The organism is Polynucleobacter yangtzensis (genome assembly GCF_001595965.1).
GTDB classification, from domain to species: domain Bacteria; phylum Pseudomonadota; class Gammaproteobacteria; order Burkholderiales; family Burkholderiaceae; genus Polynucleobacter; species Polynucleobacter yangtzensis.
Map to the genome: position 1 here is coordinate 40,690 of NZ_LOJI01000007.1, position 25,293 is coordinate 65,982.

General features: G+C 46.2%; 27 protein-coding genes. 11 read left to right on the forward strand and 16 right to left on the reverse strand.

All coding sequences use genetic code 11. The features are described 5' to 3' along the window. Positions 1-38: 38 nt before the first annotated feature. Positions 39-233, reverse strand: a complete 195-nt coding sequence (locus JaK3_RS05410) for a heavy-metal-associated domain-containing protein (RefSeq protein WP_068321772.1) — start codon at positions 231-233, stop codon at positions 39-41. Between the two features lie 51 nt (positions 234-284). On the opposite strand from JaK3_RS05410, the gene JaK3_RS05415 reads away from it, so the two are divergent. Further along, complete coding sequence (locus tag JaK3_RS05415) at positions 285-2,555, forward strand: heavy metal translocating P-type ATPase (protein ID WP_068321775.1); 2,271 nt, start codon at positions 285-287, stop codon at positions 2,553-2,555. A 23-nt stretch (positions 2,556-2,578) separates the two neighbouring features. Here the strand turns inward: JaK3_RS05415 and JaK3_RS05420 are convergent, their stop codons facing one another. Then, positions 2,579-3,376: a DUF3047 domain-containing protein gene (locus JaK3_RS05420; protein WP_068321778.1), complete on the reverse strand. Its 798-nt coding sequence runs from the start codon at positions 3,374-3,376 to the stop codon at positions 2,579-2,581. Between the two features lie 47 nt (positions 3,377-3,423). Here JaK3_RS05420 and JaK3_RS05425 point away from each other — a divergent pair, with 47 nt between their 5' ends. The 5 genes from JaK3_RS05425 to JaK3_RS05445 are packed head-to-tail and all read left to right on the forward strand — an operon-like array spanning position 3,424 to position 8,981. Next, complete coding sequence (locus JaK3_RS05425) at positions 3,424-4,920, forward strand: glycosyltransferase family 39 protein (protein ID WP_068321781.1); 1,497 nt, start codon at positions 3,424-3,426, stop codon at positions 4,918-4,920. A gap of 49 nt (positions 4,921-4,969) precedes the next feature. Further along, complete coding sequence (locus JaK3_RS05430) at positions 4,970-6,013, forward strand: lysylphosphatidylglycerol synthase transmembrane domain-containing protein (protein ID WP_068321846.1); 1,044 nt, start codon at positions 4,970-4,972, stop codon at positions 6,011-6,013. 17 nt (positions 6,014-6,030) lie between these two features. Then, the gene (locus JaK3_RS05435; protein ID WP_068321784.1) at positions 6,031-7,290 is read left to right on the forward strand and encodes a glycosyltransferase family 9 protein; all 1,260 of its coding nucleotides are present in this window, start codon (positions 6,031-6,033) and stop codon (positions 7,288-7,290) included. A 5-nt stretch (positions 7,291-7,295) separates the two neighbouring features. Then, the gene (locus JaK3_RS05440) at positions 7,296-8,081 is read left to right on the forward strand and encodes a phosphatase PAP2 family protein (protein ID WP_068321787.1); all 786 of its coding nucleotides are present in this window, start codon (positions 7,296-7,298) and stop codon (positions 8,079-8,081) included. Between the two features lie 12 nt (positions 8,082-8,093). Then, entirely contained in the window at positions 8,094-8,981 is an 888-nt protein-coding gene (locus tag JaK3_RS05445; protein ID WP_068321790.1) for a 23S rRNA (adenine(2030)-N(6))-methyltransferase RlmJ, read from the forward strand. Here the strand turns inward: JaK3_RS05445 and JaK3_RS05450 are convergent. The 13 genes from JaK3_RS05450 to JaK3_RS05510 form a co-directional block, all read right to left on the reverse strand. Further along, a complete protein-coding gene (locus JaK3_RS05450; RefSeq protein ID WP_068321849.1) occupies positions 8,978-9,544 on the reverse strand; it encodes an SOUL family heme-binding protein in 567 nt (188 codons plus the stop codon). The genes JaK3_RS05445 and JaK3_RS05450 overlap by 4 nt on opposite strands. A gap of 77 nt (positions 9,545-9,621) precedes the next feature. Further along, positions 9,622-10,566, reverse strand: coding sequence for an LD-carboxypeptidase (locus JaK3_RS05455; RefSeq protein ID WP_068321793.1), 945 nt, complete (start codon positions 10,564-10,566; stop codon positions 9,622-9,624). After that, positions 10,563-11,021 (reverse strand): tRNA adenosine(34) deaminase TadA, encoded by a 459-nt coding sequence (tadA, locus tag JaK3_RS05460; RefSeq protein ID WP_068321795.1) that lies wholly within the window; start codon positions 11,019-11,021, stop codon positions 10,563-10,565. Before tadA ends, JaK3_RS05455 begins: the two co-directional genes overlap by 4 nt. Then, the gene (gene queD / locus JaK3_RS05465) at positions 11,022-11,486 is read right to left on the reverse strand and encodes a 6-carboxytetrahydropterin synthase QueD (RefSeq protein WP_068321798.1); all 465 of its coding nucleotides are present in this window, start codon (positions 11,484-11,486) and stop codon (positions 11,022-11,024) included. It lies immediately after the preceding gene. Positions 11,487-11,521: 35 nt separating this feature from the next. Next, entirely contained in the window at positions 11,522-12,175 is a 654-nt protein-coding gene (gene queE / locus JaK3_RS05470) for a 7-carboxy-7-deazaguanine synthase (RefSeq protein WP_068321801.1), read from the reverse strand. A gap of 28 nt (positions 12,176-12,203) precedes the next feature. Further along, a complete protein-coding gene (locus tag JaK3_RS05475; RefSeq protein ID WP_068321804.1) occupies positions 12,204-12,932 on the reverse strand; it encodes a hypothetical protein in 729 nt (242 codons plus the stop codon). Continuing rightward, entirely contained in the window at positions 12,908-13,609 is a 702-nt protein-coding gene (locus JaK3_RS05480; RefSeq protein ID WP_068321807.1) for a hypothetical protein, read from the reverse strand. Before JaK3_RS05480 ends, JaK3_RS05475 begins: the two co-directional genes overlap by 25 nt. Before the next feature lie 65 nt (positions 13,610-13,674). Then, complete coding sequence (locus JaK3_RS05485) at positions 13,675-15,573, reverse strand: B12-binding domain-containing radical SAM protein (RefSeq protein WP_068321810.1); 1,899 nt, start codon at positions 15,571-15,573, stop codon at positions 13,675-13,677. 4 nt (positions 15,574-15,577) lie between these two features. Beyond that, on the reverse strand, positions 15,578-16,375 hold the full coding sequence (locus JaK3_RS05490) for a ferritin-like domain-containing protein (protein WP_068321813.1): 798 nt from the start codon (positions 16,373-16,375) through the stop codon (positions 15,578-15,580). Positions 16,376-16,405: 30 nt separating this feature from the next. Continuing rightward, positions 16,406-18,013: a glutamine-hydrolyzing GMP synthase gene (guaA, locus tag JaK3_RS05495; protein WP_068321816.1), complete on the reverse strand. Its 1,608-nt coding sequence runs from the start codon at positions 18,011-18,013 to the stop codon at positions 16,406-16,408. A gap of 36 nt (positions 18,014-18,049) precedes the next feature. Beyond that, complete coding sequence (gene guaB / locus JaK3_RS05500; RefSeq protein ID WP_068321820.1) at positions 18,050-19,513, reverse strand: IMP dehydrogenase; 1,464 nt, start codon at positions 19,511-19,513, stop codon at positions 18,050-18,052. A gap of 26 nt (positions 19,514-19,539) precedes the next feature. Then, positions 19,540-19,890: an RnfH family protein gene (locus JaK3_RS05505; protein ID WP_068321823.1), complete on the reverse strand. Its 351-nt coding sequence runs from the start codon at positions 19,888-19,890 to the stop codon at positions 19,540-19,542. Then, positions 19,883-20,314: a type II toxin-antitoxin system RatA family toxin gene (locus JaK3_RS05510; protein ID WP_068321826.1), complete on the reverse strand. Its 432-nt coding sequence runs from the start codon at positions 20,312-20,314 to the stop codon at positions 19,883-19,885. The genes JaK3_RS05505 and JaK3_RS05510 overlap by 8 nt, the downstream gene beginning before the upstream one ends. Before the next feature lie 25 nt (positions 20,315-20,339). Between JaK3_RS05510 and smpB the strand changes: the two genes are divergently transcribed. The 5 genes from smpB to JaK3_RS05535 all read left to right on the forward strand — a co-directional run bounded on the left by smpB (position 20,340) and on the right by JaK3_RS05535 (position 25,069). After that, complete coding sequence (smpB, locus tag JaK3_RS05515; RefSeq protein ID WP_068321829.1) at positions 20,340-20,792, forward strand: SsrA-binding protein SmpB; 453 nt, start codon at positions 20,340-20,342, stop codon at positions 20,790-20,792. Positions 20,793-20,924: 132 nt separating this feature from the next. After that, positions 20,925-22,337, forward strand: coding sequence for a circularly permuted type 2 ATP-grasp protein (locus JaK3_RS05520; RefSeq protein WP_068321852.1), 1,413 nt, complete (start codon positions 20,925-20,927; stop codon positions 22,335-22,337). A 13-nt stretch (positions 22,338-22,350) separates the two neighbouring features. Then, positions 22,351-23,328, forward strand: a complete 978-nt coding sequence (locus tag JaK3_RS05525) for an alpha-E domain-containing protein (RefSeq protein WP_068321831.1) — start codon at positions 22,351-22,353, stop codon at positions 23,326-23,328. A gap of 18 nt (positions 23,329-23,346) precedes the next feature. Further along, positions 23,347-24,144: a transglutaminase family protein gene (locus JaK3_RS05530; RefSeq protein ID WP_068321834.1), complete on the forward strand. Its 798-nt coding sequence runs from the start codon at positions 23,347-23,349 to the stop codon at positions 24,142-24,144. Between the two features lie 52 nt (positions 24,145-24,196). Then, positions 24,197-25,069: a proteasome-type protease gene (locus JaK3_RS05535; protein WP_068321837.1), complete on the forward strand. Its 873-nt coding sequence runs from the start codon at positions 24,197-24,199 to the stop codon at positions 25,067-25,069. 80 nt (positions 25,070-25,149) lie between these two features. Here the strand turns inward: JaK3_RS05535 and JaK3_RS10600 are convergent. Then, a partial coding sequence (locus JaK3_RS10600; protein ID WP_150114206.1) for a putative PEP-binding protein occupies positions 25,150-25,293 on the reverse strand: 144 nt, incomplete at its 5' end.

The following is a 25,293-nucleotide window of genomic DNA, read 5'->3' on the forward strand; positions in this document are numbered from 1 at the left end:
GCGGGTTTTGTTAGGTTTGATGACATTCTAAACAATTGCTATTTAGCAACTGGAAAGCCAGCGTCTGTTATAAGCTGACCGGCCTGCGCTTCAGATAATGTCGTTTCTAGTTTGACAGTCTGGCTTGCCAAGTCGACCTGAACTTTAGCTTGAGGGTCCTGAGCCTGAATTGCTCTCGTGACTGCATTAATACAGCCTCCACAAGTCATCCCAGATACTTTTAAAGTCAACATATAGGCCTTTTTGATGTAATTACGGCTTGCATGCAGTAGATTATCTTCTATATGAACCCACAAATAGACACTAAATCAGAGCTATTTACTCTGGATATCGGCGGGATGACTTGCGCCTCCTGTGTGGGCAGGGTTGAGAAGGCTTTGGACAAAATGCCCGGCGTAGAGGCTGCCAGCGTGAATTTGGCCACCGAACAAGCTAAGGTGCGCTTAAAAGCAGGTTCTGGGCTCAATGAAGACGACCTTATCGCCGCAGTTCAAAAAACAGGCTATGAAGCAAAAATCAGTAGCCCTCATCAAATTTCAGTAACGACACCCTCTAAGCTGTTTTGGGGAGCAGATGGTTTGGGGCGTGTATTGCTGGGGTTCGCCCTCTCTGCCCCACTTTTTCTCCCGATGATCCTCATGCCTTTTGGCATACATTGGGCGCTTTCGCCAAAGTGGCAACTTCTGCTTGCCACCCCCGTACAATTTTTCTTAGGTTGGCGCTTTTATAGAGCAGGCCTCAAATCTCTCATGTCCGGTGTGGGCAATATGGATTTGTTGGTGGCACTCGGCACAAGCGCAGCATACGGCCTTAGTATTTACCAAATGATTGCATCACCACATGCGAGCCACGAACTGTACTTTGAAGGATCTGCGGTCATTATCTGCATGGTTTTACTAGGCAAATGGCTAGAGGCAAGAGCTAAGCAACAAACTAGCGAAGCAATTCGTGCATTACAAAAGTTGTGGCCAGAGCATGCCAAAGTCATTGAACGCGATATTGTCATTGCAGAGACTTCTACCTTAGATCAATTTCGTGATCTACCTTTAGATCAAGTGTTTCCGAAAGACCGTATCTTGGTTATGCCTGGCGAGCGCATTCCGGTGGACGGCATCATTCTACTTGGCAATAGCCACATTGATGAATCACTGCTCACTGGGGAAAGTGATTCAGTCAAAAAACGTATTGGAGAAAAAGTTATCGGCGGCTCACTCAATGGCGAAGGTGTCTTAGTCATTGAGGCTCAAGCGGTGGGCGTTGAGAGCGTACTTTCTAAAATTATCTCCCTGGTTGAAGATGCGCAAACCCAAAAGGCACCAATACAAAAATTGGTAGATCAGGTGAGTGCTATTTTTGTTCCTAGCGTGATCGTGATTGCAATCATTACAGGATTGGCGAACTGGTTTTATTTAGACTCAGCATCCATTGCTATATTGAGAGCAGTATCGGTACTCGTGATTGCCTGTCCATGTGCACTAGGACTTGCAACGCCAGCAGCCATCATGGCAGGAACCGGGGTAGCTGCGCGTTTTGGAATTTTAATTAAAGACCCACAAGTTTTAGAGTTGGCGCATCGCTTGAACGTGGTTGCGTTTGATAAAACGGGAACACTCACCGTTGGCAAACCAAGACTACTGAAAGTCATTTCTTTTAGCGGATCATTTTCTGAGAATGACATTCTGGCAACAGCTGCAGGTCTTCAACTTGGTAGCGAGCACCCTCTTGCAAAAGCACTCCTAGACGCCGCCAAACAAAATGGTTTGACCCCGATAACGCCAACCGATAGCAAAGCATTGCCGGGTATTGGTATTAGCGGTAAACCTAGCGCTGGCGCTCTTGCTGGGCAGAGCCTTACTATACAAAGCATTGCATCCCTAGAGAGCAACCACCATCATGCCGAAATACTAAGAAAGGCTCAGGCTTGTTTTGAGGCCGGTCAGACTGTTTCAATCTTGATGAGCGATGAAGTAACCCCTTCGCCAATTGCCATATTCTCATTTGGGGACGAGCTGAAAGAGAATGCTCAAGAGGCAATTACCTCGTTACGCCACCTCAATATTCGCGCTGTAATGCTTTCTGGTGACAACATCGCTGCTGCAAATCGTGTTGCAAGAAATATTGGCATTCAAGAAGTATTTGCGCAAATTATGCCAGGCGATAAAGCGGAGATTATTCGCAAACTTCAATCTAAAGATGGACATCGCCAATTTGTTGCAATGGTAGGCGATGGTGTCAATGATGCACCTGCCTTAGCTACCGCAGATGTTGGTATGGCCATGTCTACTGGTACTGATGTTGCAATGCAGGCTGCTGGCATCACCTTAATGCGAGGCGACCCCACATTAGTTGCAAATGCGATTGATATCTCCAAGCGAACCTGGCAAAAAATTCAGCAAAATTTATTCTGGGCCTTTATCTTTAACGCTACCGGCATCCCCTTGGCTGCGCTGGGCTATCTCTCGCCGATGTTGGCCGGAAGCGCCATGGCACTATCTAGCTTTTGCGTTCTGAGCAACGCGCTTTTACTCAAGCGCTGGCGCCCTACTCACTACTAAAAATATCATTTAGTACGTTTTACTTATTTTGTATTCTTGCGAATCAATTCAATATCGCCATAAAACGCTCGTGTCTCTGACTTAGTGTTATCGGTATCCGTCAGTAAAGCGATGCCAATGACTTCACCAGGCGCTTCGCCATACGCACGCTTGTAGTCAGCAGCTAAATCACGCTGGTGTCTATGCCACTGCCCTAAATTATCCCAACCAGAATCCACCACAATCATTTTGATACGAGAAGTATGTGCATTTGTAATGATGGTATCGACAGGTGATTTTCCGGACCAGATATACATCAGCGTGGCATACGGCATCTCTTGACCGCTAATAAGATTGGCCATCTCAAAAGTCATTTTTTCTTTTAAGGGTAGCTTGGACTTATTGCCATCAAATGCAACCAAAATACGCAGCGGCGCATCGTCAGCATAACCATCGGCATTGTCAGCATTAACGATTGGGTTCAGCGCCTTCCACTCCCATTGCAGTAGTAGATTTGATGCCTGACGAGGACGCAACTTCACCGCTAATCCAGATGCAGAGGTTTTTGAGTTTGCACTCAGCACTGTTTTTCCTTGGTAACTCTCAAGGCGATACACCGTATTCTTTTTAAAGGGCGCTATGCGATAAAAATTCCACCCGTTTGGCATGCCGTTTCGAGCTGTCTCAGCTGAGAATTTAGGCAGCTCCTCTTGGGCCGGCAGCTGTTCAGTATTAAATGGTTGACCGGCTTCGTTTTGCACCGAATCACCACTTAAGCCAGCACAGCCGACCAAAATAAGGATCGTGCTGAGAATTAAAAATAAAGGCGCTCGCTTCCACATGCCTTAATTGTCCCAAAGATTGCTCGATGTGAGTCTAAAATCATCCCATGCGCCATCAATCACCCTCAAGCTGGGCCGTAATCTGCGTCTTTATAGCCGCGGTGGTGCATTTGGCCCTGGGTTTTTCTATTGAGTTCTCAGTAGATGAGGCTCACTACGCTTTATATGCCCAACATTTGGCTTGGAGCTATTTCGATCACCCACCTTTAGTAGGCTGGATTCAGTGGCCTTTGGTTGCCCTGACATCTTCAGAGGGTGTTATTCGTTTTATCCCAGAATTACTGTGGATCATTTCTTGTTACTTGGTTTATCAAGTCACGATTGAGCTTCACCGCCTAATTCAAGGACGTAATGCTGGCTACCTCACCAGCGCACTACCATCAGCAAATTTATGCGGTCTATTAGCAGTGTTAATTATTACTGCCGCACCGATGCTGCATGTACTAGCAATTGGTTTATTGCCAGATACCCTGCTGGCACCGTTAAGCCTTGGTCTGATGCTAATGGCACTTCGTTGGCTAAGGAAAGATCAATTCAGTATTGGTGATTGGATTGTGACTGGTATCTTGCTCGGCCTCGCGGGCCTTAGCAAATACACCGCCGCATTTACAGCGTTTGCATTGTTGTTTGTATTCCTCAGTTCACCCAGAAAATCTTGGTTCACTAAAGTAGGTTTCTGGCTAGCAGCATTGACAGCCCTATTGCTCATCTCACCCGTGCTTTATTGGAATTGGGTTAATGACTGGATTTCATTTAAATACCAACTTGCTCATGGGGGCGGCGGCGAATGGCTTTGGCGTCGACTGGCTGCGTATCTTGGTATTCAGATTCTCGTCTTTGGCCCACTCTTCATATTAGGTTGCGTAATCTTTATAAAAGACTGCATGCATGGGGCGAAGCTTTCTCTAGTTGCGTTTTTAGGATTCTTTTTTATTCCTTTTGTAATTTTTACCAGCTTAGCGGGTGGAGGCGGCCTTCCTCACTGGACCTCGCCCGCATGGTTCTGTCTCGCTCCTTTTGCCGGAATTGGTTTAGCAAAAGCATGGGCAATGCAACATCGCCATTGGATTCGCATTTTGTTTTTCATCCAAATTGCAATGTGTTGTATCGGCTTTGCTTATGTCTTATCGGGAGGCATCAATACAGCCTCGATTAAATCCAATCCAATTGCAGATTTATATGGATGGAAAATTGCCGGCCAGAAAGCAGCGGAGCTTTCTAAAGCCACCAAAGCAAATGGCATCGCTGTTCAAAACTGGACCCTAGGTAGTCGCGCTGCTTGGTATGCATCACCTACCCCGGTATTTGTTTTAGATCAGAGACAAGATCAATTTGACCTCTGGTTTGGCGAGATTCCGATTGGCGCAAATATCCTTCTTATTAGCTGGTCTGGCATGACCTACCCTCTGCCGGTAGGCAATAAGTCCGCATTTGAGGCATGCCAGCCCCTTGATAGTCTTGAAATTGAGCGATTTGGTCGAATTTTGTCCAAATTTGACTTTAGCCTTTGTAGCAACTGGCGGGGACCAGGTACTTCAGAGTAATCCTCTCAAATTCAAGACCTTAGGCGCCCAAGGCATTATCCTTACGCTTATGAGTTCACAAGCCAATCCCACCCCTAAAACCCAATCGGGGTGGAAATCCATTCTCAAGCGAGCTTGGCCCACCATTCGAGTTGTTCTGTCCATTGCTTTGCTTTGGAAGGCTACTAGTGGAATTGACTGGCATTCACTGTTTGACACCCAAATTCAGATGCAGCCACTTTGGTTTTTAGCTGCGCTAGCCAGCATGATGAGCGCATTTATTTGTGGCGGCTATCGCTGGGGATTATTCATGCAGGCAGTAGGGTTTCCACGCCGCATCCGCTCCTATATCGGCCTCTACTTTGCAGGTGGTCTCATTAATCAAGGATTACCAAGCACATTAGGCGGCGATAGCTATCGCGCAATTACCGCAACGCACTTAACCAACACTGGCAACCTATCTGAAACTAAAGAGTTAGATGAAGAGCTCCATCATTCAGTAGACCTTGAGCACGCCACACCGAAGTTGCGCTTGAGTTTTGCAATGGTTTTAGTCGATCGCCTTTTAGGTTTAGCAGGTAATAACTTACTTGGTGCTATTGGCTTGATATTAGGTGGCGCCACCCTTGCGGCATGGGGACAAGACTTAGGCTATGCCGTCATGGCAGTAATGCTGTTAGCAGGCGTAGCAATTGCGCTTATCTTGGCGTGGGGGCCAAGCAAGCAGCTATTACAAAAATTTCTGGATCGCTTCAATATGAATCATGCGATGCCTGGAATTCAGCTAGCATTTTCATGGCCCAAAAATATTGCGCAAGCTGGCTTAGCAATTGGCATCCACTTCCTCACCATTTTGACCTTGCTATTTTGCCTAAAGGCTTATGGAGTAGATGCACCTATTGAAGGCCTCATGATTGGCTTGCCTGCCCTCAGCCTGCTGCTCATGTTGCCAATTAGCATCTCTGGCTGGGGATTGCGTGAAGCCACTCTTTCTTCAGTCTTGGCCTTATGGGGTGTGAATCCATCATTAACAGTGCTGGCCTCCATCAGCTATGGAGCAATTACTGTTTTGTCAGTTCTACCTGGCGCCTACTTTTTATTAAAACGAAAATAATTTTTTAGAGCAAAACTATGACTATTAGCGTCAACACTATGCGCGCCATTGATCATTGGGTCGGCGTACCTCTTTGTGCAATCGTAAGTCCTGTTATTGCTTTGATTGATGGCATTAAGAATGTATTTAATCGCGGTCCAGAGACTCCAAAAAAATTACTCTTTATTGAACTCTCAGAAATGGGTAGCGCGATTTTAGTAGACCCAGCAATGCGCAATGCACAGGCGCGTGGAGCAGAGATATTTTTCCTCATCTTTAAAAGCAATCGTGCCAGCCTCACTTTGCTCAATACTGTTAAACCGGAAAATATCTTCACAATCGATTCATCAAGCCTGGGTGGCTTAATCAAGGACACCCTGCTCTTTCTATTGCTTGCTCGCAAGCATCGTATTGATACCGTCATAGATTTGGAGTTGTTTTCACGCTTCACAGCTTTGCTAACTGGCATGTGTGGCGCACGCCGTCGCGTTGGTTATCACATCTTTCATGGCGAAGGCTTGTGGCGTGGCTTCATGTTGACCCGCAAGGTCCATTACAACCCACACATTCATATTACTAAGAACTTTATTTCTCTGATTCATGCAGCCTTTGCTCAGAAGATTGAAGTTCCTTTTAGCAAGATTGAAATTCCAGATTCAGAGGTTCGCTTAGAGCAGGCTATCATCAATCCAAGTACCTTAGAAAAAGTTCGCGAGCGAATTGAGAAGCTAGCTAAAGAAGCCAACATCCATTACGCGCACGGAAAAAATCGTCTTATTCTGATTAATCCAAATGCGAGTGATCTATTGCCGCAACGCCGTTGGGCACAGCAGCGTTTTTCTGAGTTGATTCAAGCCATCCATCAGAAATATCCAGATGGTCTGATTCTCATTACTGGATCGCCTGCTGAGTTTGCCTATGTAGAAAAAGTTCGTGCTGTAGCAAACGTTAAAAATGCATTGAACTTTGCTGGGCAGGTCAGCTTTGCTGAATTACCACCCCTTTACACCTTATCTGATGTGATGGTGACTAATGACTCTGGCCCGGGCCATTTTTCAGCGGTAACTCCATTAAGAACCGTTGTTCTCTTTGGCCCTGAAACTCCAGCCCTCTATGGCTCTGTTGGCAACTCCATCGCCATCACCGCTAACTTGGCCTGCTCTCCTTGCGTGAGCGCCGCTAATCACCGTAAAACACCTTGTCATGACAATGTCTGCATGCAAGCCATCACCGTTCCACAAGTACTAGATAAAGTGATTAAGCAATTACAAGATGCAGATCAGGCAAAGGCTCGTTAAGCTGCATGAGTAAAAATGCAATACCTGGGTTTGCTTGGTTTATCCCGCTAGCCCCGCTCGCACTTGCAGCCATCATCTATTTTGGCGATCTTCAGAACAGCAGCTTTCTATTGATCAATCAATTTACCCAGCAGCTACCAGACACACTTTGGGCTTGGCTCACCTTCTTAGGTAATGGCTGGGGTATTTTTGCATTGGCTTTCCCGCTTTTATTATTAGCCCCAAGAATCTTAACTGCAGGCATATTTGCTGGCGCTATAGCGGCCGTAACAAGCTCGGTATTAAAAGGCATATTCAATCTACCAAGACCTGCGGGCATTTTGACTGAAGGAAGTTTTTATCGCATCGGCGAAGTACTGCTTCATAGAGCCTTTCCTTCAGGTCATACCCTTACAGCATTTGCCATTGCCAGCGCTTTCTATTTCTCAGCATCTAAAGAAAAAAGGGTGCCACTGCTGCTTTTATTTGTTGTGGCTGCATTTGTAGGGCTTTCGCGTAACGCTGTTGGAGCACATTGGCTCACTGATGTTTTAGGGGGAGCAGGATTTGGTATTTGGTGCGGCATGATTGGAGCCTGGTTAGCTAATCTTTTTCCGGAGAGTCAATTGGGCCCCAAAAAAATATGGGCTCACATCATTGCACTTGGTGGTGTTGTAGCAACCTACTCTCACTTCACCCAAAAAATGGATCTTGAATTAAATCAACCGCTGCAATATGCTTCGATCGCCATTATTGTGATTACGCTTGTGCTTTATGGCAAAGCGCAATTTACTCAAGCACCTCCAAAATGAGCGCGACCTAATATGTTTAGCTATAGACATGCGTTCCATGCCGGAAGTCATGCGGATATCCTGAAGCATCTCACCCTGATTCATTTGGTTGAGTATCTACAAGAGAAGCCTGGAGCTCTCACGATGGTCGACACCCATGCTGGTGCAGGTATTTATAGCCTGCAAGATGGTTTCTCAACCGTCAGCAAAGAAGCGGATGGTGGAATTTTTCGCCTCACTCAATATGTAGAAACCTGCAAGCATGCCAATACGCCAATTCCAGAAAGTATTTTGGAGTATTTGAAATTCATCAATGCAGAGAATGTTGATGGGCAACTCACAACCTACCCTGGCTCTCCATTTATTTTGGCGCGTCTATTGCGCCCGCAAGATCGTCTTAAGTTATTTGAGCTACATCCTAAAGAGATTGATATTCTTCGCCACAATATTGGCGAGCTGAAGCAATCAAAACAGATTGATATTTATGCTGAGGATAGCTTTTCCAGACTTAAGGGATTGCTCCCCCCTCCCAGTCGGCGTGGCTTGATATTGATTGATCCCTCTTACGAGGATAAGCAAGACTATCGCTATCTTGAGGCCGCTATGGAAGAGGCATTGAAACGCTTTGCCACTGGCTGCTATGCAATCTGGTACCCCGTGATTTCCAGAAGAGAATCCATCGCCCTGCCTGATCGTCTGAAGAAAATTGCCGCTACGCATAAACGCTCTTGGCTCCATACAGAATTACGAGTTGAAAATGCGCCTGGTGAACGTCGTCTCCAGTCTAGCGGCATGTTTATTATTAATCCACCTTGGACCCTAGAAAAACATTTGGCTCAAGCCTTGCCCACCCTCACGAAAGCTTTAGGCATTAATGGTGGTGGTCAGTTTTTACTAAAAAACTTTGAAGCGAAGAATTAGTCACGTAGGTTAATCATCACCTCGTTGCGGCGCATAAACGGCAAAGTCCAAGGCGGGTTGTAACGCGCAAAATTGGGAGTACCAGCGCTTTGGAGATTCTTGGTCTTCATCCACTGCTCAAGCTCGAGAGTTTTCTCAGTAACTTTTTGGTCGTTATAAAAACCGCTAAAGCTGATGACAGCCTTTTTTACTGCCGGAATTTGACGCAATTGCACTTGAGAATTTAGTGGCTTGGGAATCGTTTCCATGGTGTACTCAGCCGGCATCACAAACGACACAACCCACTTACCAGCATTTGACTCAATCCCCACAGGGGCAGTCATGGCAATCTTTGCATTCTTTACTGATTGATCTACTACCGTGACCGGTGCAGTCATCGCTATTTTTTCACTCACTTGGTTCTGACCAAATATATAGGCAGCAATTAAACGGAAGCCCTGGCTGGATGCCCCATCTAAATCTCCCTCAACCTGAACTTCGGCGACAATCATTGGCGCATAGGCGCGGATTTCAAAAGGAGGTTCTTTTTCAAGAACAGTGTATTTTGGCTCTTCCGTTGCCATGACTGCCCCTGTAAATGTAAATGCAATGAGAGTGAGAGCGCCCCTCAAAAAAGGATGCCTCAAAAGATTTCTAATGACTACCACTGGGACTTCAGCTCAAACCCATTTGGGTTGAAGCTTAAATTCGCTGAAGTACCAACAGGTAAAGTTAATTTATTCGCCTGATGCCCAAATGGAAGACCAGTCAAGATTGGAGTCTCTTCTGACAAACGCTTGCGAATCGCCTCTATAGCCCGCTCCAACGAATAACCTTTATCGTTATCGTACAAACGGTAAGCGGAGAATCCACCGAGCAGAATAGCGCCCTGATTTGCAAGTATTCCCGCATCCAGAAGCTGCATCATCATTCTCTCAATCCGATAAGGGTGCTCATTAACATCCTCAAGGAAAAAGATGCCGCCTTGCGTTTGCTTATTACTAGGAAGGTAAGGTGTCCCAACCAAACCCGCTACAACAGTTAAGTTTCCACCCCATAGCAGACCTGTGAGTGAGCTAGTCTTAGCTTTACCCAAGAAAGCTTGCGGGGCTGATACTTCACATTCCAACTTGCGGCCTTCAGCAGCATTTTGAAAATGCTGCCACATGAAGGCATCTGGCGCTACTGGAGCGCCATCATCGCCAAGTCGCCCAAAGTCATAATTAAGCATGGGTCCAGCCAATGTCATTGCACCTGTTTTTGCCAATAGACCCAGCTGAAATACTGTGAAGTCACTATGGCCACATACTTGCAAACCATTTTGAATCGCTTTTGCAATCGCGCTCCACTCAATGCCTGGGAGTAAGCGATGAAGACCATAACCGCCACGCATTGCCATCACTAAGGCACGTGGATCTAATTTGGATAAGTGATTGAGCTCCGCAAGACGCGCGTCATCACTCCCTGCAAATCGCTCATAAACTCGATTCACACAATCTGTGTTTTCTACAGCAATGCCTTGACCCTCTAACCAATTGATGCCAGCTAGAGGGCTTTTGCTGTCTAAGCTTGCTCCAGATGGAGCAATCAGGTGAATGGATTTCAACGTCGTCCCTTAAAAAAATCGCGCAACAACTGACCGCACTCTTCACTCATGATGCCACCTTCTACACTAGTTTGATGGTTAATTTGCTTAGAGGCAAAGATATCTAAAACACTGCCTGCTGCGCCTGTCTTAGGATCTGACGCCCCATAGACTACACGATCAATCCTAGCATGGAGCATAGCTCCAGAACACATTGCACATGGCTCTAGAGTGACATAGAGAGTGCTGCCGGGAATGCGGTAATTTTCTTCAGCCAAAGCAGCCTCTCTCAGAGCCAACATTTCAGCATGTGCACTAGGATCGTGATTTGCAATTGGCTTATTAAAAGCTTTGGAAATAACTTGGCCATCTTTGACCAATACAGCACCTACAGGAACCTCACCTGATTGCGCTGCCAATTGAGCTTGCTCAATTGCCATGCGCATATATTGCTGGTCAAGCTCAGCTTGCGTCATTTAGGCAGAATGAATATCAGCCCAACAATTGGGCGTCTCGTAAAGACGAATAGACGAAAGCTCTAAGCGACCACTAAAAGCCTTACTAAATACAGGCTGCAATATCGCAAATGCTGCATTAGCAAGATTTTCTACAGTAGGTACATGCTCCATGATGACGGTCTTATGGTTAGGCAATGTCGCCAAGAAAGCAACCAATCCCTCATCCTCTTTTGCCACCAAAAATGCATGGTCCCACAACTCAACAACGTATTGATTTGTTAAGCGTTTGATGTCGCCAAAATCCAAAACCATTCCATCATCTGCTTTGCCAGGATGATCCGCAACTTCACCAGTCAGCGTAACCTCTATTGCATAGCGATGTCCATGAAGATGGCGACACTGTCCATCATGATTCGGAATGCGGTGACCAGAGTCGAACTCGAGGCGGCGGGTAATGGAGATGGCTGGTTGTTTAGTTGTCATTAAGTGCTCTTTTAATATATTGTCGCCTAGCTTGTTTACCGAATCCCAATCAGCTTATGAGACTGCAGACTCAATCTCCATAAAGGGCGTTTTTGACATAAGCTGACGGCCAATTCTGTATTACTTTTCAGACTCGGCCCATCCATGGGTTGCAAGAAGCGATTGCGATAGTCCATCTTCTCAAAACGAGCCATGATCATTTCTAAATCCGCATGATCTTGTTGTGGAATTACTAGCTTTAGCTCGTCCGCTTGCAAAACAATTAAATCGGAACCAGCTTTAGGGCTTACGCAAACCCAATCTACTTCCTTAGGAACTTTCATCGTGCCATTGGTTTCAATGGCGACTGCAAAACCTTTTTGGTGAAGCGCTGCGATTAATTCGTCATCCAACTGGAGAAGAGGTTCGCCACCAGTAAAAACTACATAACGTTGTTGGGGACCGGCAGAAGTGCTGCGCCATGCAGCCTCAATTGCATCCGCAAGAGAAATAGCGGTATCGAACTTACCACCACCGAAGCCATCGCTGCCGACAAAATCGGTATCGCAGAATTGGCAAATAGCAGTAGCGCGATCTTCTTCGCGACCGCTCCATAGATTGCATCCAGCAAAGCGACAAAATACTGCCGCCCTACCAGCATGGGCACCTTCGCCTTGGAGGGTGGGGAATAGTTCTTTTACGGTATACATAGCAATGCGCCTATTTTAAGCGCTTTGCTTACTTCCAGGAGATTAACTCCCACTCCAGGAAATCCTCCCAGTAGGCATTAGCCCAATATACGCCTGGGGTAATGTAGCGTCCAGAGCTTCTGCGAACCACCCACCGACCAATCTCCGGTGAAAACCATAACTCCTCACTCCGAATATTGCCAACCCTAAAAAGGTCGCTACTGACAAAATTCGGCATTTCGTTTTGAACCCGCAATACTAAAAACTCACCAGCAGGAGATTTGATACGCTCCCACTGGGTTGCAGCCATACTCAGACCCCAGTAATAAGTAGCTCCAGGATAAGAAAGGGCCTCATATTGGGTGGTGAAGAATTTATTCCAACCAACCTGCAATTGTTCGGGCCACAAAGGTATGGCTTTAGTAAATTTTTGAGGAGGCTGCCAGTGTGGATCTTGAATGACATATCCCCAAGGCGACTGGATTTCATCTGGAAGAGGTCCCGCCTTAACTCCGGAGCGACTAATACGAATCTGATCGCCCACCGATACGACCCTCTCAGTGACGGTGTCCACAATCTCTTGGTTAAAAACATTGCGAACTTGATAGACCCATTCTTGACCAATCTTTGGCGCTCTTACCATGGGGGGTGGCATAGGCTGGGCCTCAAGTCGACCTCTAGGAGCAGGTTGGGAAGAAATACAACCCACCAGCAAAGCTGGTAGAGCCATCAAAAATATTCGGCGGAAGATACTTACTTGTATGAAGTCAGCTGCCATTGATAACTATCCTCTAAATTAGGCATACCCAATTGCCCCTGAATCATGTATGAGCCGGATGATTCTTTGGCCACCCAGCGACCAATGCTTGGGGCAAACCAAATGGTTTGCTTGCGAATGCAATTAACTTTATTGTCATCATTACTCTCGAAGTTAATGAGATTTTGATAACGCAAAGTTAAAAAGGTTCCAGCAGGAACAGTAATTTGCTCCCAACCATGTGCACTCATATATTCTTGCCACCCATAAGCATTTTCAGAGTAACCGCCTAAGCTATATTTGGTATTCAATTGCTTACTCCAGCTTGATGTCAACTCTTCAGGCCACAGGGGAATCGGCGGCTTGAAGCTCATCAGACGCGGCCATGATGTATCTAATTGCACTACGCCCCATGGCCCCTGTATCTCACTTGGCAATTGACTGCCATCCTCATCTCTACGCTCTATCACAATGTTTGAGCCAACACTAGCGACTCTTTCCGTAACCACTCCGCGGATCTTGCCATCAAAAACATCGCGCTTGACATATGTCCACTCCTGCCCAACTTGAGGTGCTCTAACATTTGGAGTTGGCTTTGGTTGGGCAACAGGAGTGCCCCTCTGGTAGGCCAAAGGCACGCCACAAGCGACAGGAGCTAAGGCAGCTGATGCAATAAAAGTACGACGCGATAAATTCATTTTCTTCTCCCGCATTAATCTTATTACTTCACGAAATGATTTTAAGTCTGAATCCCGCGATCAGGCTATTGGTACAAAGCATTCTCTATGAAATTCTTAGGGACAGTTGTCTTTGGAATAGTGATTCCCAAGCCATCAAACCAGGACTGTGCTTTGATATCAAAACCCACACCATGCATATAGTTGTAAAGCGCCTTCCTCAAGCCCTGCCCCAACAGGTCGTGATCCACCCCAGTAGGGTCGATAAAGGAAACATCATTCTTGGCAAAAGTGATTTCAGGCAAGGGCACTAATTCGATTCCATACTCTTGTGGATTAAGTCCTACCGGAGAATGAACTGTGCAGATAAATCGGTGAAAGAAGCCGCTTTGGATGCAGCCGTTCTCAAATAACTGCCTTACATACTCCAAAGCATCTACTGTTTCTTGCACGGTTTGAGTTGGGAAACCATACATCAGATATGCGTGCACCAAGATGCCTGCATCTGAGAAACCTTTGGTCACTTGAGCAACCTGCTCGACTGATACACCTTTTTTCATGAGATTCAGCAAACGATCAGAAGCCACTTCAAGGCCACCTGACATAGCAATGCAACCACTCTGAGCTAGAAGCTCGGCCAATTCTGGTGTGAAGGTTTTTTCAAAGCGAATATTGCCCCACCAAGATATAACCACTTGACGACGAATAAGCTCCTCAGCCAATGCCTTTAATATTTTTGGTGGCGCTGCTTCGTCTACAAAATGAAAGCCCGTTTGCCCAGTCTCGGCAATAATTTGCTCTATGCGATCTACTAACAAACTCGCTGATGCAGTTTCATAACGAGAGATATAGTCAAGCGATACATCGCAGAAGCTACATTTCTTCCAATAACACCCATGCGCAACCGTAAGCTTATTCCAGCGACCATCGCTCCATAAGCGATGCATGGGATTGAGCATATCTAGAAGCGATAGATAAGAATCGAGAGGCAATCCATCCCAGGTAGCAGTTCCAACTTCCTCGAAAGATATATCAGGCTCCTGCCAATTGAGGTATTGCACTTGATTTTTCGTATTGCGAATAAATGTACGTACCAACCTCTCAACAGAGCGCTTGCCAGCAAGATGATCTAGCAAGGCTAATAGTGGCCTTTCTCCAGAATCCAAGGTAATGAAATCAACGAAATCAAATATGCGAGGTTCAGAGAGCTCTCGCAACTCTGTACTGACATACCCACCACCCAATGCGATCTTAATTTCTGGATAAGCGCTTTTAATCACTTGAGCAATGCGTAAGGCTGCATACATGGCACCAGGAAATGGAACCGATAAAAGGACTAGGCTCGGCTGATGATGCTCAATTGCTTGGTTGGTAAGCGACTGCAAATGCATATCCATCAGCGTTGGCTCAGCATTGAGTGCATCCGCTAAGGGCGTGAAAGTAGGCTGACTGCTTGCAAGTGACTCTGCATAGCGCACGAATTCAAAACGTTCGTCAACGGCATCACGCAAAACATCAGAAAGATCATTGAGATAAAGGGTTGCCAAATGACGCGCTCGATCTTGCGATCCCAGGGCACCAAAGGCCCAAGACAAGGAATCACCAACCTCTTCTTCATCAAACGTATCAAGCGATGAAAAGCGCGGTCCTTCAGGCAAAAAAGTTCGACTATTAATACGATGACTTAGAGTGCTATCGCGCCCCTGCAAGAAAGTAATTACTGGCGAGATTGTGGATTGATACGTGGGAAAGTAATCTAGAAAAAAATTGACACTTGCACTACGATTCTCTTCAGGCATGCTGAGAGCTTGAGCATGAATTTCCCTCAAACCTTCGGGTGTAAAAAAACTGAGTACCAGAGCTAATGCCAAATCCTCTTGTACAGCATCCACACCACGCGATCGTAAAAACCCGGTAAGGTAAGCCGTAGAGGGATACGGGGTATTGAGCTGTGTCATCGGAGGGATGAGGCTTAATACCTTCATTTGGCTATGCTCCAAGGAGACTTAACTCTTCAGAGGTGAAGCCTGCTTGCTTGCGAGCCTCGATATTAAATGGCCCCTTAAGAACAGGTGCTCGATATTTTCCAGCTAACTCTCGATAAGCGACGATCGGAGATAGATTATCTTTAGAGCATAAGAAATTAAACCAACGATTACCAATCAGTACGTGACCGATTTCATCATTGAGAATAATCTCTAGAATCTCTACAGCACGAGCCTCTTTAATTTGCTTAAAGCGATCTCGAATCGAAGGCACCGCATCTAACCCTCTTGCTTCCATCGTTCTGGGAACAAGCGCCATTCTGGCAATGACTGAATCCGTTGTTCTCTCAACCATCTCCCACAAACTATTGTGAGCCGGAAAATCGCCATAGGTAAATCCAAGCGAATGCAGATGATCGTTAACTAAGCTGAAGTGATAGGCCTCTTCTTTGGCAACTTTCAGCCAGTCTTCATAGTATTCCTTGGGCATATCCGGAAAACGCCAGATCGCATCCAAAGCTAAATTCATGGCATTAAATTCAATATGAGCCAAGGAGTGCAATAGGCCTGCCCTACCTTCGGGCGTATCCATTCTTCTTTTAGGAACTAATTTAGGAAGTACGAGCTCCGGCTTTACTGGGCGACCAGGAAGAATGAGATCTTGAGAATCAACCTTACGAGAAACATCAAGGGTTACTCGTTGCTGCTGATATTCATCAAACAACTCAAGCAACTGACTTACTTTAGTCTGCACATCAGAGCTTGCTAGGATTGCGAGTGCTGTTGCTCGTAACTCAAACATAGGAATTAGCAGGCTGATTTAGCCCGCCCCTTATTCCCACTCAATCGTTGCCGGTGGTTTTCCACTGATATCGTATACAACCCGATTGATGCCACGCACTTCATTAATGATGCGATTAGAAACCTTACCAAGCAATTCATGTGGCAGATGAGCCCAGTGTGCAGTCATAAAGTCTTGGGTTTGAACTGCACGGAGAGCAACAACATATTCATATGTTCTGCCATCACCCATCACACCAACAGACTTTACTGGCAAGAAGACAGCAAATGCCTGGCTAGTCAGGTCATACCAAGACTTCTGACTTGCTTCGTCGATCGTATTGCGTAATTCTTCGATAAAGATAGCGTCAGCACGCTGCAAAAGACTAGCGAACTCAGCCTTCACTTCACCCAATATGCGGACACCAAGACCAGGACCTGGGAAAGGATGGCGATATACCATCTCACGAGGCAAACCTAATGCCACACCAAGTTCACGCACTTCATCTTTAAATAGTTCGCGTAATGGCTCGAGCAATTTGAGATGCATATCTTCAGGTAAGCCACCAACATTATGGTGACTCTTGATCGTATGCGCGCCCTTCTTGCCCTTACCAGCAGATTCAATCACGTCTGGATAAATAGTTCCTTGAGCAAGCCACTTTGCATTCTGAATTTTTCCAGATTCAGTTTGGAAAATTTCTACGAATTCTTTGCCGATAATTTTACGCTTTGCTTCTGGGTCGGCAACGCCAGCCAATTCACCCATAAAGGTTTCTTTGGCATCGACACGAATGACCTTCACGCCCAAATTGCGTGCGAACATTTCCATCACCATATCGCCTTCATTGAGACGAAGTAAGCCATGGTCAACAAATACACAAGTCAGCTGATCACCAATCGCTCGATGAATTAAGGCAGCAGCAACACTTGAGTCAACTCCGCCAGACAAACCAAGGATGACTTCTTCATCGCCCACTTGTTTGCGAATATTCTCAACTGCTTCAGCAATGTAATCGCCCATCACCCAATCAGGCTTACACTTGCAAATCTCATGTACAAAGCGCTCAATGATTGCAGTGCCTTGGATGGTATGAGTTACTTCTGGATGAAACTGGAATGCATAGAAACGACGCTCTTCATCAGCCATACCCGCAATAGGGCAAGACTCAGTTGATGCCATCAACTTGAATGACGGAGGCAATGTAGTAACAGAGTCTCCATGGCTCATCCACACCTTAAGAATGCCATGGCCTTCGCTAGTGGAGAAATCCTGAATACCTTTAAGCAAATTGGTGTGGCCATGCGCACGAACTTCAGAGTAACCAAACTCACGAGCCTTACCTAAAGACTCAGCGGATGCAACAGCTCCACCCAATTGAGTGGCCATCGTTTGCATACCATAGCAAATACCGAGCACAGGAACACCAAGCTCAAAAACAATTTGTGGCGCACGTGGACTACCATCTTCAGTTACCGAGCTGGGTCCGCCAGAAAGAATGATGCCTTTACCACCCTGCTCTTGAATGAACTTGCGGATAAATTCAGGATCGCAATCGTAGGGATGGATCTCAGAATAGACTCGTCCATCGCGTACACGTCTTGCAATAAGTTGGGTTACTTGTGAACCAAAGTCGAGAATCAGTATTTTGTCGTGCACGAAAGGAACAGCCTTTATTTCAGCGTTTTTTAATTGTTAGTCAATATGGTAATTTGGCGCTTCTTTAGTGATCTTCACATCATGAACGTGCGACTCACGCACACCTGCTGAAGTGATTTCTACAAAATTGGCTTTCTCATGGAGCTCATCAATGGTTTTGCATCCAAGGTAACCCATGGAAGAACGAATACCGCCAGTAAGCTGATGCAAGATTGCTAATACGCCGCCCTTATACGGCACTTGACCTTCAATTCCCTCTGGCACAAGCTTCTCTGCATTCGCAACAATGTCGCTTTGGAAGTAACGATCGGCAGATCCATCAGCCATCGCGCCTAAAGAACCCATACCGCGATAACTCTTATAAGAACGTCCTTGATACAAGAACACTTCTCCAGGAGCTTCTTCCGTACCGGCAAACATCCCACCCATCATTACAGAACTAGCGCCAGCTGCTAATGCTTTTGCAACGTCACCGGAGTAACGTACGCCACCATCAGCGATCAATGGAATGCCTGTACCTTTAAGCGCAGTCGCTACATTCACAATTGCTGTAATTTGCGGAACACCAACACCAGCAACAATACGAGTAGTACAAATAGAGCCTGGGCCAATACCCACTTTCACACCATCTGCGCCATGATCGGCTAATGCTTTAGCAGCATCACCAGTAGCAATATTGCCGCCGATTACTTGCACATGAGGATAGTTTTTCTTAACCCACTTCACGCGATCTAAAACACCCTGGCTATGACCGTGTGCAGTATCTACCACTATGACGTCGACACCAGCGCGCACCAACAACTCAATACGCTCGTCATTATCAGGGCCAACGCCTACCGCCGCACCCACGCGCAGCTTGCCTTCGCCGTCCTTACAAGCATTTGGATGCTCGGTAGCTTTTAGAATATCTTTTACAGTAATGAGACCGCGTAACTCAAACTTGTCATTAACAACTAATACGCGCTCCAAGCGATGCTGACTCATTAAACGTTTTGCTTCGTCCAGTGAGCAACCTTCTTTTACAGTCACCAAACGCTCACGTGGAGTCATTTTGCTTTTGACTGGCGCATCCAAGTCTTCTTCGAAACGCAAATCACGGTTAGTAATAATGCCAACCACTTCTTTGCCAACGAGAACTGGGAATCCAGAGAAGCCATGTTCACGAGAAAGCTGAATAACTTGACGCAAGGTGACATCTGGACTGATGGTGATTGGATCACGCAGCACACCAGATTCGTAGCGCTTAACTTTCGCTACTTCACGCGCTTGCTCAGCAGGCTTTAAGTTTTTATGAATGATGCCAATACCACCTTCGCTGGCCATGGCAATTGCCAAGCGGCCTTCGGTCACGGTATCCATAGCTGCGGACACCAATGGTGTATTGAGTGAAATTTCTCGAGTTAACTTACTTGCCAAGCTGGCATCTCGAGGGAGTACCGATGAATAGGCCGGTACGAGGAGCACATCGTCAAAAGTGAGTGCTTTTTGAATGAGTCGCATGCAAAACCCCTAGTCGCAAAAACCGATTATAGCCTCCTAGCCTTTCTTTTAGCTGCGGCAGCCTGGAATTTGGCATCTTGGTTCTGGTTGGCCTTTTTACGCCGAACCGTCTTGGGGTCTATTAATAAGGGTGAGTAAAGCTCCAGACGATCGCCGTTATAAATGGGGCTCTCCCAGTCTTTACGCTTCCCGAAGACCCCAAAGCAGCCCTTTCTGGCTAAAACGGGGTCATCAGCTCCAACCGCAATTCCAGCCCTAACTAAAGCCAATCCCACTGTTGCTGACTGACCTTCTTCCAAAAGCAGCTGAAACGGCTTGAGCACTGGCTCACCCCGCCTAGCATCGCAGAGAATGAGGTTAATTACGCGCTCAGCCATAGAGCTCTTCAGCGCGCTTAACAAAACAATCCACAAAGGTGCCGGCTATATGACCAAAGACGGGTCCAATAATCTTGTCTAGAATGACACTCTTAAACTCCCAGTGCAGCTTGAACTCCACCTTGCAGGCATCATCTCTTAAAGGGATAAAGTTCCATTGCCCCGAAAAATGCTTAAACGGGCCGTCCACAAAGACCATATCAATGGTTTCCGGGCGATGATTCACATTACGCGTATGAAAGTACTGGGTAATGCCCTTGAAATGAATATTGATTTTGGCATCAAGCACAGTCTCGGTCTGCTCAAAAATTTCCACGCCGCCACACCACGGCAGAAACTCAGGATAGCGGGCAACATCTGTCACCAAGCCATACATGCGGTCGGCTGATTGGCCAATTAAAACGGTCTTGTAGACGTCTGCCATAATCGTTCTTGAGAGCTAAATAAATATGAGTATCGTCGATAACAAAAAAGCCTTCTTTGATTATTTTATCGAGGAGCGCTTTGAGGCAGGGCTTGTTCTGGAAGGCTGGGAAGTAAAAGCCATTCGCGCAGGTCGCGTGCACATCAAGGAAGCGTATGTCGTCATTCGCAAGGCGGAGCTATTCCTGATTGGCTGCCATATCACCCCTCTCCTATCGGCCTCTACCCATATCGTGCCCGATAATACCCGCACTAGAAAACTACTTCTCAACGCCATTGAAATCCGCAAACTCATTGGAAAAGTAGAGCAAAAGGGCTATACCCTCGTCCCGCTCAACCTGCACTTTTCCAAAGGGAATGTGAAGTGTGAAATTGGCCTAGCCAGAGGCAAAAAACAGCATGACAAACGTGCGGCCACTAAAGAGCGTGAGTGGGAAGTGCAAAAGGGACGGATTGCCAGAGGCGATTTAAACGCTTAATAGGCCTAAAACTGGGGTATGCTGGCCTCAGGGCTAGTATCTGAGCATTTATGCACTAATTCGGTGCAATACGGCACCAAGCCGCTTCAAATCATTTATTCCAGCTTTTATAAAGGCATTAGTTTTATAACTATGAAATTGCCTTTTGACGAAATGCTCGACGCCGCAGGCAAAGCGCGTCCCCACTACCAAATCTTTCACAACTGGTTAAAGCAGCAAAGTGACACCCTTATGGGTCTCAAGCGTGCTGAAGCCGACCTCATCTTTAGGCGAGTAGGTATTACTTTTGCCGTCTATGGTGACGACCTTGGCTCAGAAAGAACCATTCCTTTTGATCAAGTGCCTCGCATCTTTACCGCTAAAGAGTGGGAACAACTTGAAGCGGGGTTACGCCAACGCGTTAAAGCGCTCAATCGCTTCATCTATGACGTCTATCACGATGAAGAAATCATCAAAGCAGGCATTGTTCCTGCCGAACAGATTTATAACAACGCGCAATACCGGCCAGAGATGCGCAATGTAAGCGTACCGCGCGACATCTACGCACAAATTGCCGGTATCGATATCGTGCGTGCAGGTGAAGGCGAGTTCTACGTATTGGAAGATAACTTACGTGTTCCGTCTGGCGTTTCATATATGGTTGAAGATCGCAAGATGATGATGCGACTCTTCCCTGACCTCTTCCAAAAATATCGCATTGCGCCAGTTGAGCACTATCCAGATCTTTTATTGGAATGCCTTAAGTCTGTAAAACCTGATGACGTCAAAAAACCAAACGTCGTTGTGTTAACGCCAGGTATGTATAACTCTGCTTACTTTGAGCACAGCTATCTTGCACAGCAGATGGGCGTTGAGTTAGTTGAAGGCAAGGACTTATTTGTAAAGAACGAACAAGTCTTTATGCGCACTACCCAAGGTCCTGAAAGGGTCGATGTGATCTACCGCCGTGTCGATGATGACTTCTTGGATCCATTAGCGTTTCGCTCCGACTCCACCTTGGGTGTTGCGGGACTACTGTCCGCGCATCGCGCTGGTAATGTGACATTAGCCAACGCGATTGGAACTGGTATCGCTGATGACAAGTCAATCTATCCATATGTCCCCGAGATGATTGAGTTCTATCTTGGTGAAAAACCCATTCTGAATAATGTGCCAACCTTCCAGTGTCGCAAGGCCGATGATCTGGCATATACCTTAGCGAACTTAGAGAAGCTGGTAGTAAAGCTTACTCATGGTGCTGGCGGTTACGGCATGTTGGTGGGTCCAGCCTCTACTAAAGCAGAGATTGAAGAATTTAGAACGCATCTAATCGCCAATCCAGATAAATATATTGCTCAGCCTACCTTAGCTCTTTCTACTTGCCCTACTTTTGTAGAGTCAGGTATTGCCCCAAGACATATCGATTTAAGACCCTTTGTGCTATCAGGCAAAACCATCAAGATGGTGCCAGGTGGATTGACTAGGGTCGCGCTCAAAGAAGGCTCTTTAGTGGTGAACTCCTCCCAGGGTGGTGGAACTAAAGACACCTGGGTGTTAGAGAAATAAGGAAAGAGTAAACATGCTTAGTCGTACCGCTGATTGTCTTTATTGGATGGCTCGCTATACCGAGCGTGCAGAGAATACTGCCCGCATGCTCGACGTAAATCATCAGACATCCCTGCTTCCACAGCCTGCTGAGTTTTTAGAGCAAAGCTGGAAAAAATTACTGACGATTTCTAAGTTAGAAGAAGCTTTTCTCAGTAAATATGATGTGATCAACCGCGAGAATGTGTTGGATTTCATGATTTATGAAACTAGCAACCCCTCCAGCATTGTCTCTTGCCTCTATGCTGCCCGAGAAAATGCGCGCGTCATTCGCGGCAAGATTACGTCCGAAGTTTGGGAAACCCAGAACACTACCTGGCTTGAACTACAGCGCATCCTGGAGGCGAGACATCAAGCCGACCCCAGCCGTCTTCTGGAGTGGGTTAAACATCGCTGCCACCTCTTTAGAGGCGTTCTCTATGGCACGATGCTTAAGAATGAGTCCTTCTACTTCATTAGCGTTGGAACGCTTCTGGAGCGGGCTGATAACACTGCCCGTATCTTAGAAACCAAATATGAAGATCAAGCAACGCTAAAGGTACTTGGCGCTAATAAATCATCGGATGAAGGAACCGATGGGGAATTCTTTGACTTCTATCACTGGGCTGCATTGCTTCGTTCAGTCTCCGCATTTGAGATTTACCGTCAAATCTATTCAGATCAAGTCACGCCAAAACAAGTTGCAGAGCTACTGATCTTTAATAAGCAAATGCCGCGCTCCCTGGTGTGCTGCGTGAATGAACTCATTCCCCTTATTTCAGAGGTAAAGAATCAGCAATCTAAAGAAATTGAACGCTTACTCGGCAAACTCAAAGCAAGTATGGATTACTCCGATATCGATGAGGTTTTCGAGCAAGGCCTGGAAGAATATATTGAGTCTTTCTTAGAGCGCATTAATCACATTGCTGATGAATTTAGTAATGCATACCTCATCCCATTAGCGGTCGCTTAAGACTTCACCAAAGAATATATGCACCTAAAGATCCGTCACCGCACTGAATATCGCTATGAAACGCCTGTGCGTTACTCCATTCAGGAGTTACGCTTGACTCCACCAGCCGTCCCAGGCCAGCAGATTGATAAGTGGAAGATTAGCACTCCGATTAAGGCATCAAACTCCATAGATACCTTCGGGAATGTATGCAGCGTCTTTGTGCAAGAGACTCCCTATACCTCGATGATGCTGGAGGCCGAGGGTGAAATTCATACACAGGATGCTTTTGAGTTCATTGATGATGCTAAATCAGTTTCCCCTTACTATCTTTTACAGCAAACAAATCTGACCGAACCAACAGATGCCATGTTGGAGTATTTCTCATATAGTCTTCCAAAGGAAAATTCTGTTGATCAAGTACTTAAACTCGCCGAGGCTGTTCAGGGTTTGATTGTGTACACCCCAGGACAGACTAACTTTGCTACCACCGCTGCGCAATCTTTTGCCATGAAATCTGGCGTCTGCCAAGATCATGCCCACATTATGTTGAGCCTATGTCGAGCCTCTGGAATACCAGCTCGCTATGTTAGCGGCTATTTCTTTGCAGAAGAATCCCCAAACCTTGCAAGCCATGCATGGATAGACTTTTGCAGTGACATTGAAAAAGGTATTTGGACGAGCGTTGATATCACCCATGCCTGCCTTATTGATTCACGTCACATCAGACTAGCAGTAGGTCGTGACTACTACTCTGCAGCACCTGTAAAAGGGGTGCGCACAGGAGGCGGAGGCGAAGAATTGAGTGCCAATATCTCCATTCAACAGCTAAGCTAGCCCATCTGGTTTTTAAGAGATAATCACCAGAAATAATGAAGAGGGTTAGAGAATGACGTATTGTGTTGGGCTTTGCCTGAAAGATGGTCTTGTATTTTTGTCGGATACCCGCACTAATGCAGGCGTAGATCAAATCGGCACCTTCAGAAAAATGACCTTATTTCAAGAAAAGGATCGTTTCTTCACCTTAATGAGCGCTGGCAACCTTGCTATTACCCAGGCTGTTAAAGAAATTCTCCTACAAGGGCAGCTCTTGAATGGGAAGAATCTTTGGACCGCTGAAAACACGCATGATGCCGCTGTTGTGATTGGCGATGCCATCAAACAGGTGTATGAGCGTGACCATAGGGCATTGGAAAAAGCAGGAATTGACTTTAACTGCAACCTCATTTTTGGTGGACAAGTTAAGGGCGAAAGACCGCGCCTCTTTAATATCTACTCAGCAGGAAACTTCATTGAAGCTACGCCAGAGACTTGCTACTTCCAGATTGGCGAATCAAAGTATGGCAAGCCAATTTTAGACAGAGTTTTGAACTTCAACACTTCATTGAATCTTGCAACCAAGTGCGCCTTGATCTCAATGGACTCCACTCTAAATAGCAATATTTCTGTAGGTCTACCGCTCGACTTGCTCGTTTACGAGAAGAACTCTCTCAAGGCCAATAAGCTCGTGACGATGGATGAGTCTAACCCCTACTTCCAGATGATTCATCAGCTTTGGGGTGAAAAGCTACGTGCAGCCTTTAACTCAATTTCAGAACCTAGCTGGAGTGGCGCCAATAAGTCGAGTGCAATTTCAGCGCCAGCTAAAAAAATGGGTGCAGTTCCTGTTAATCGTCAGCCAGCAAAATTAAAAACAAAGACGGTAACTCCAGCTACCAAGAAGCCAGTTAAGAAAATCAGCACCAAGGCAAAAGCAAAATAAATAGCTAAAGCGTTCTTCTGCTTCACCAAACAAAAAGGCCTAGAAGAATCTAGGCCTTTTGCTTTTTACAACTTTGCCAATTAGGCTTTTAAGTTCTTACCCAACATCTCCCAAGTAGCCACTACGCTATCTGGATTTAATGAGATGGAAGTAATGCCCTTCTCAACCAACCAGCGCGCAAAGTCTGGGTGATCTGAAGGACCCTGACCGCAAATGCCAACGTA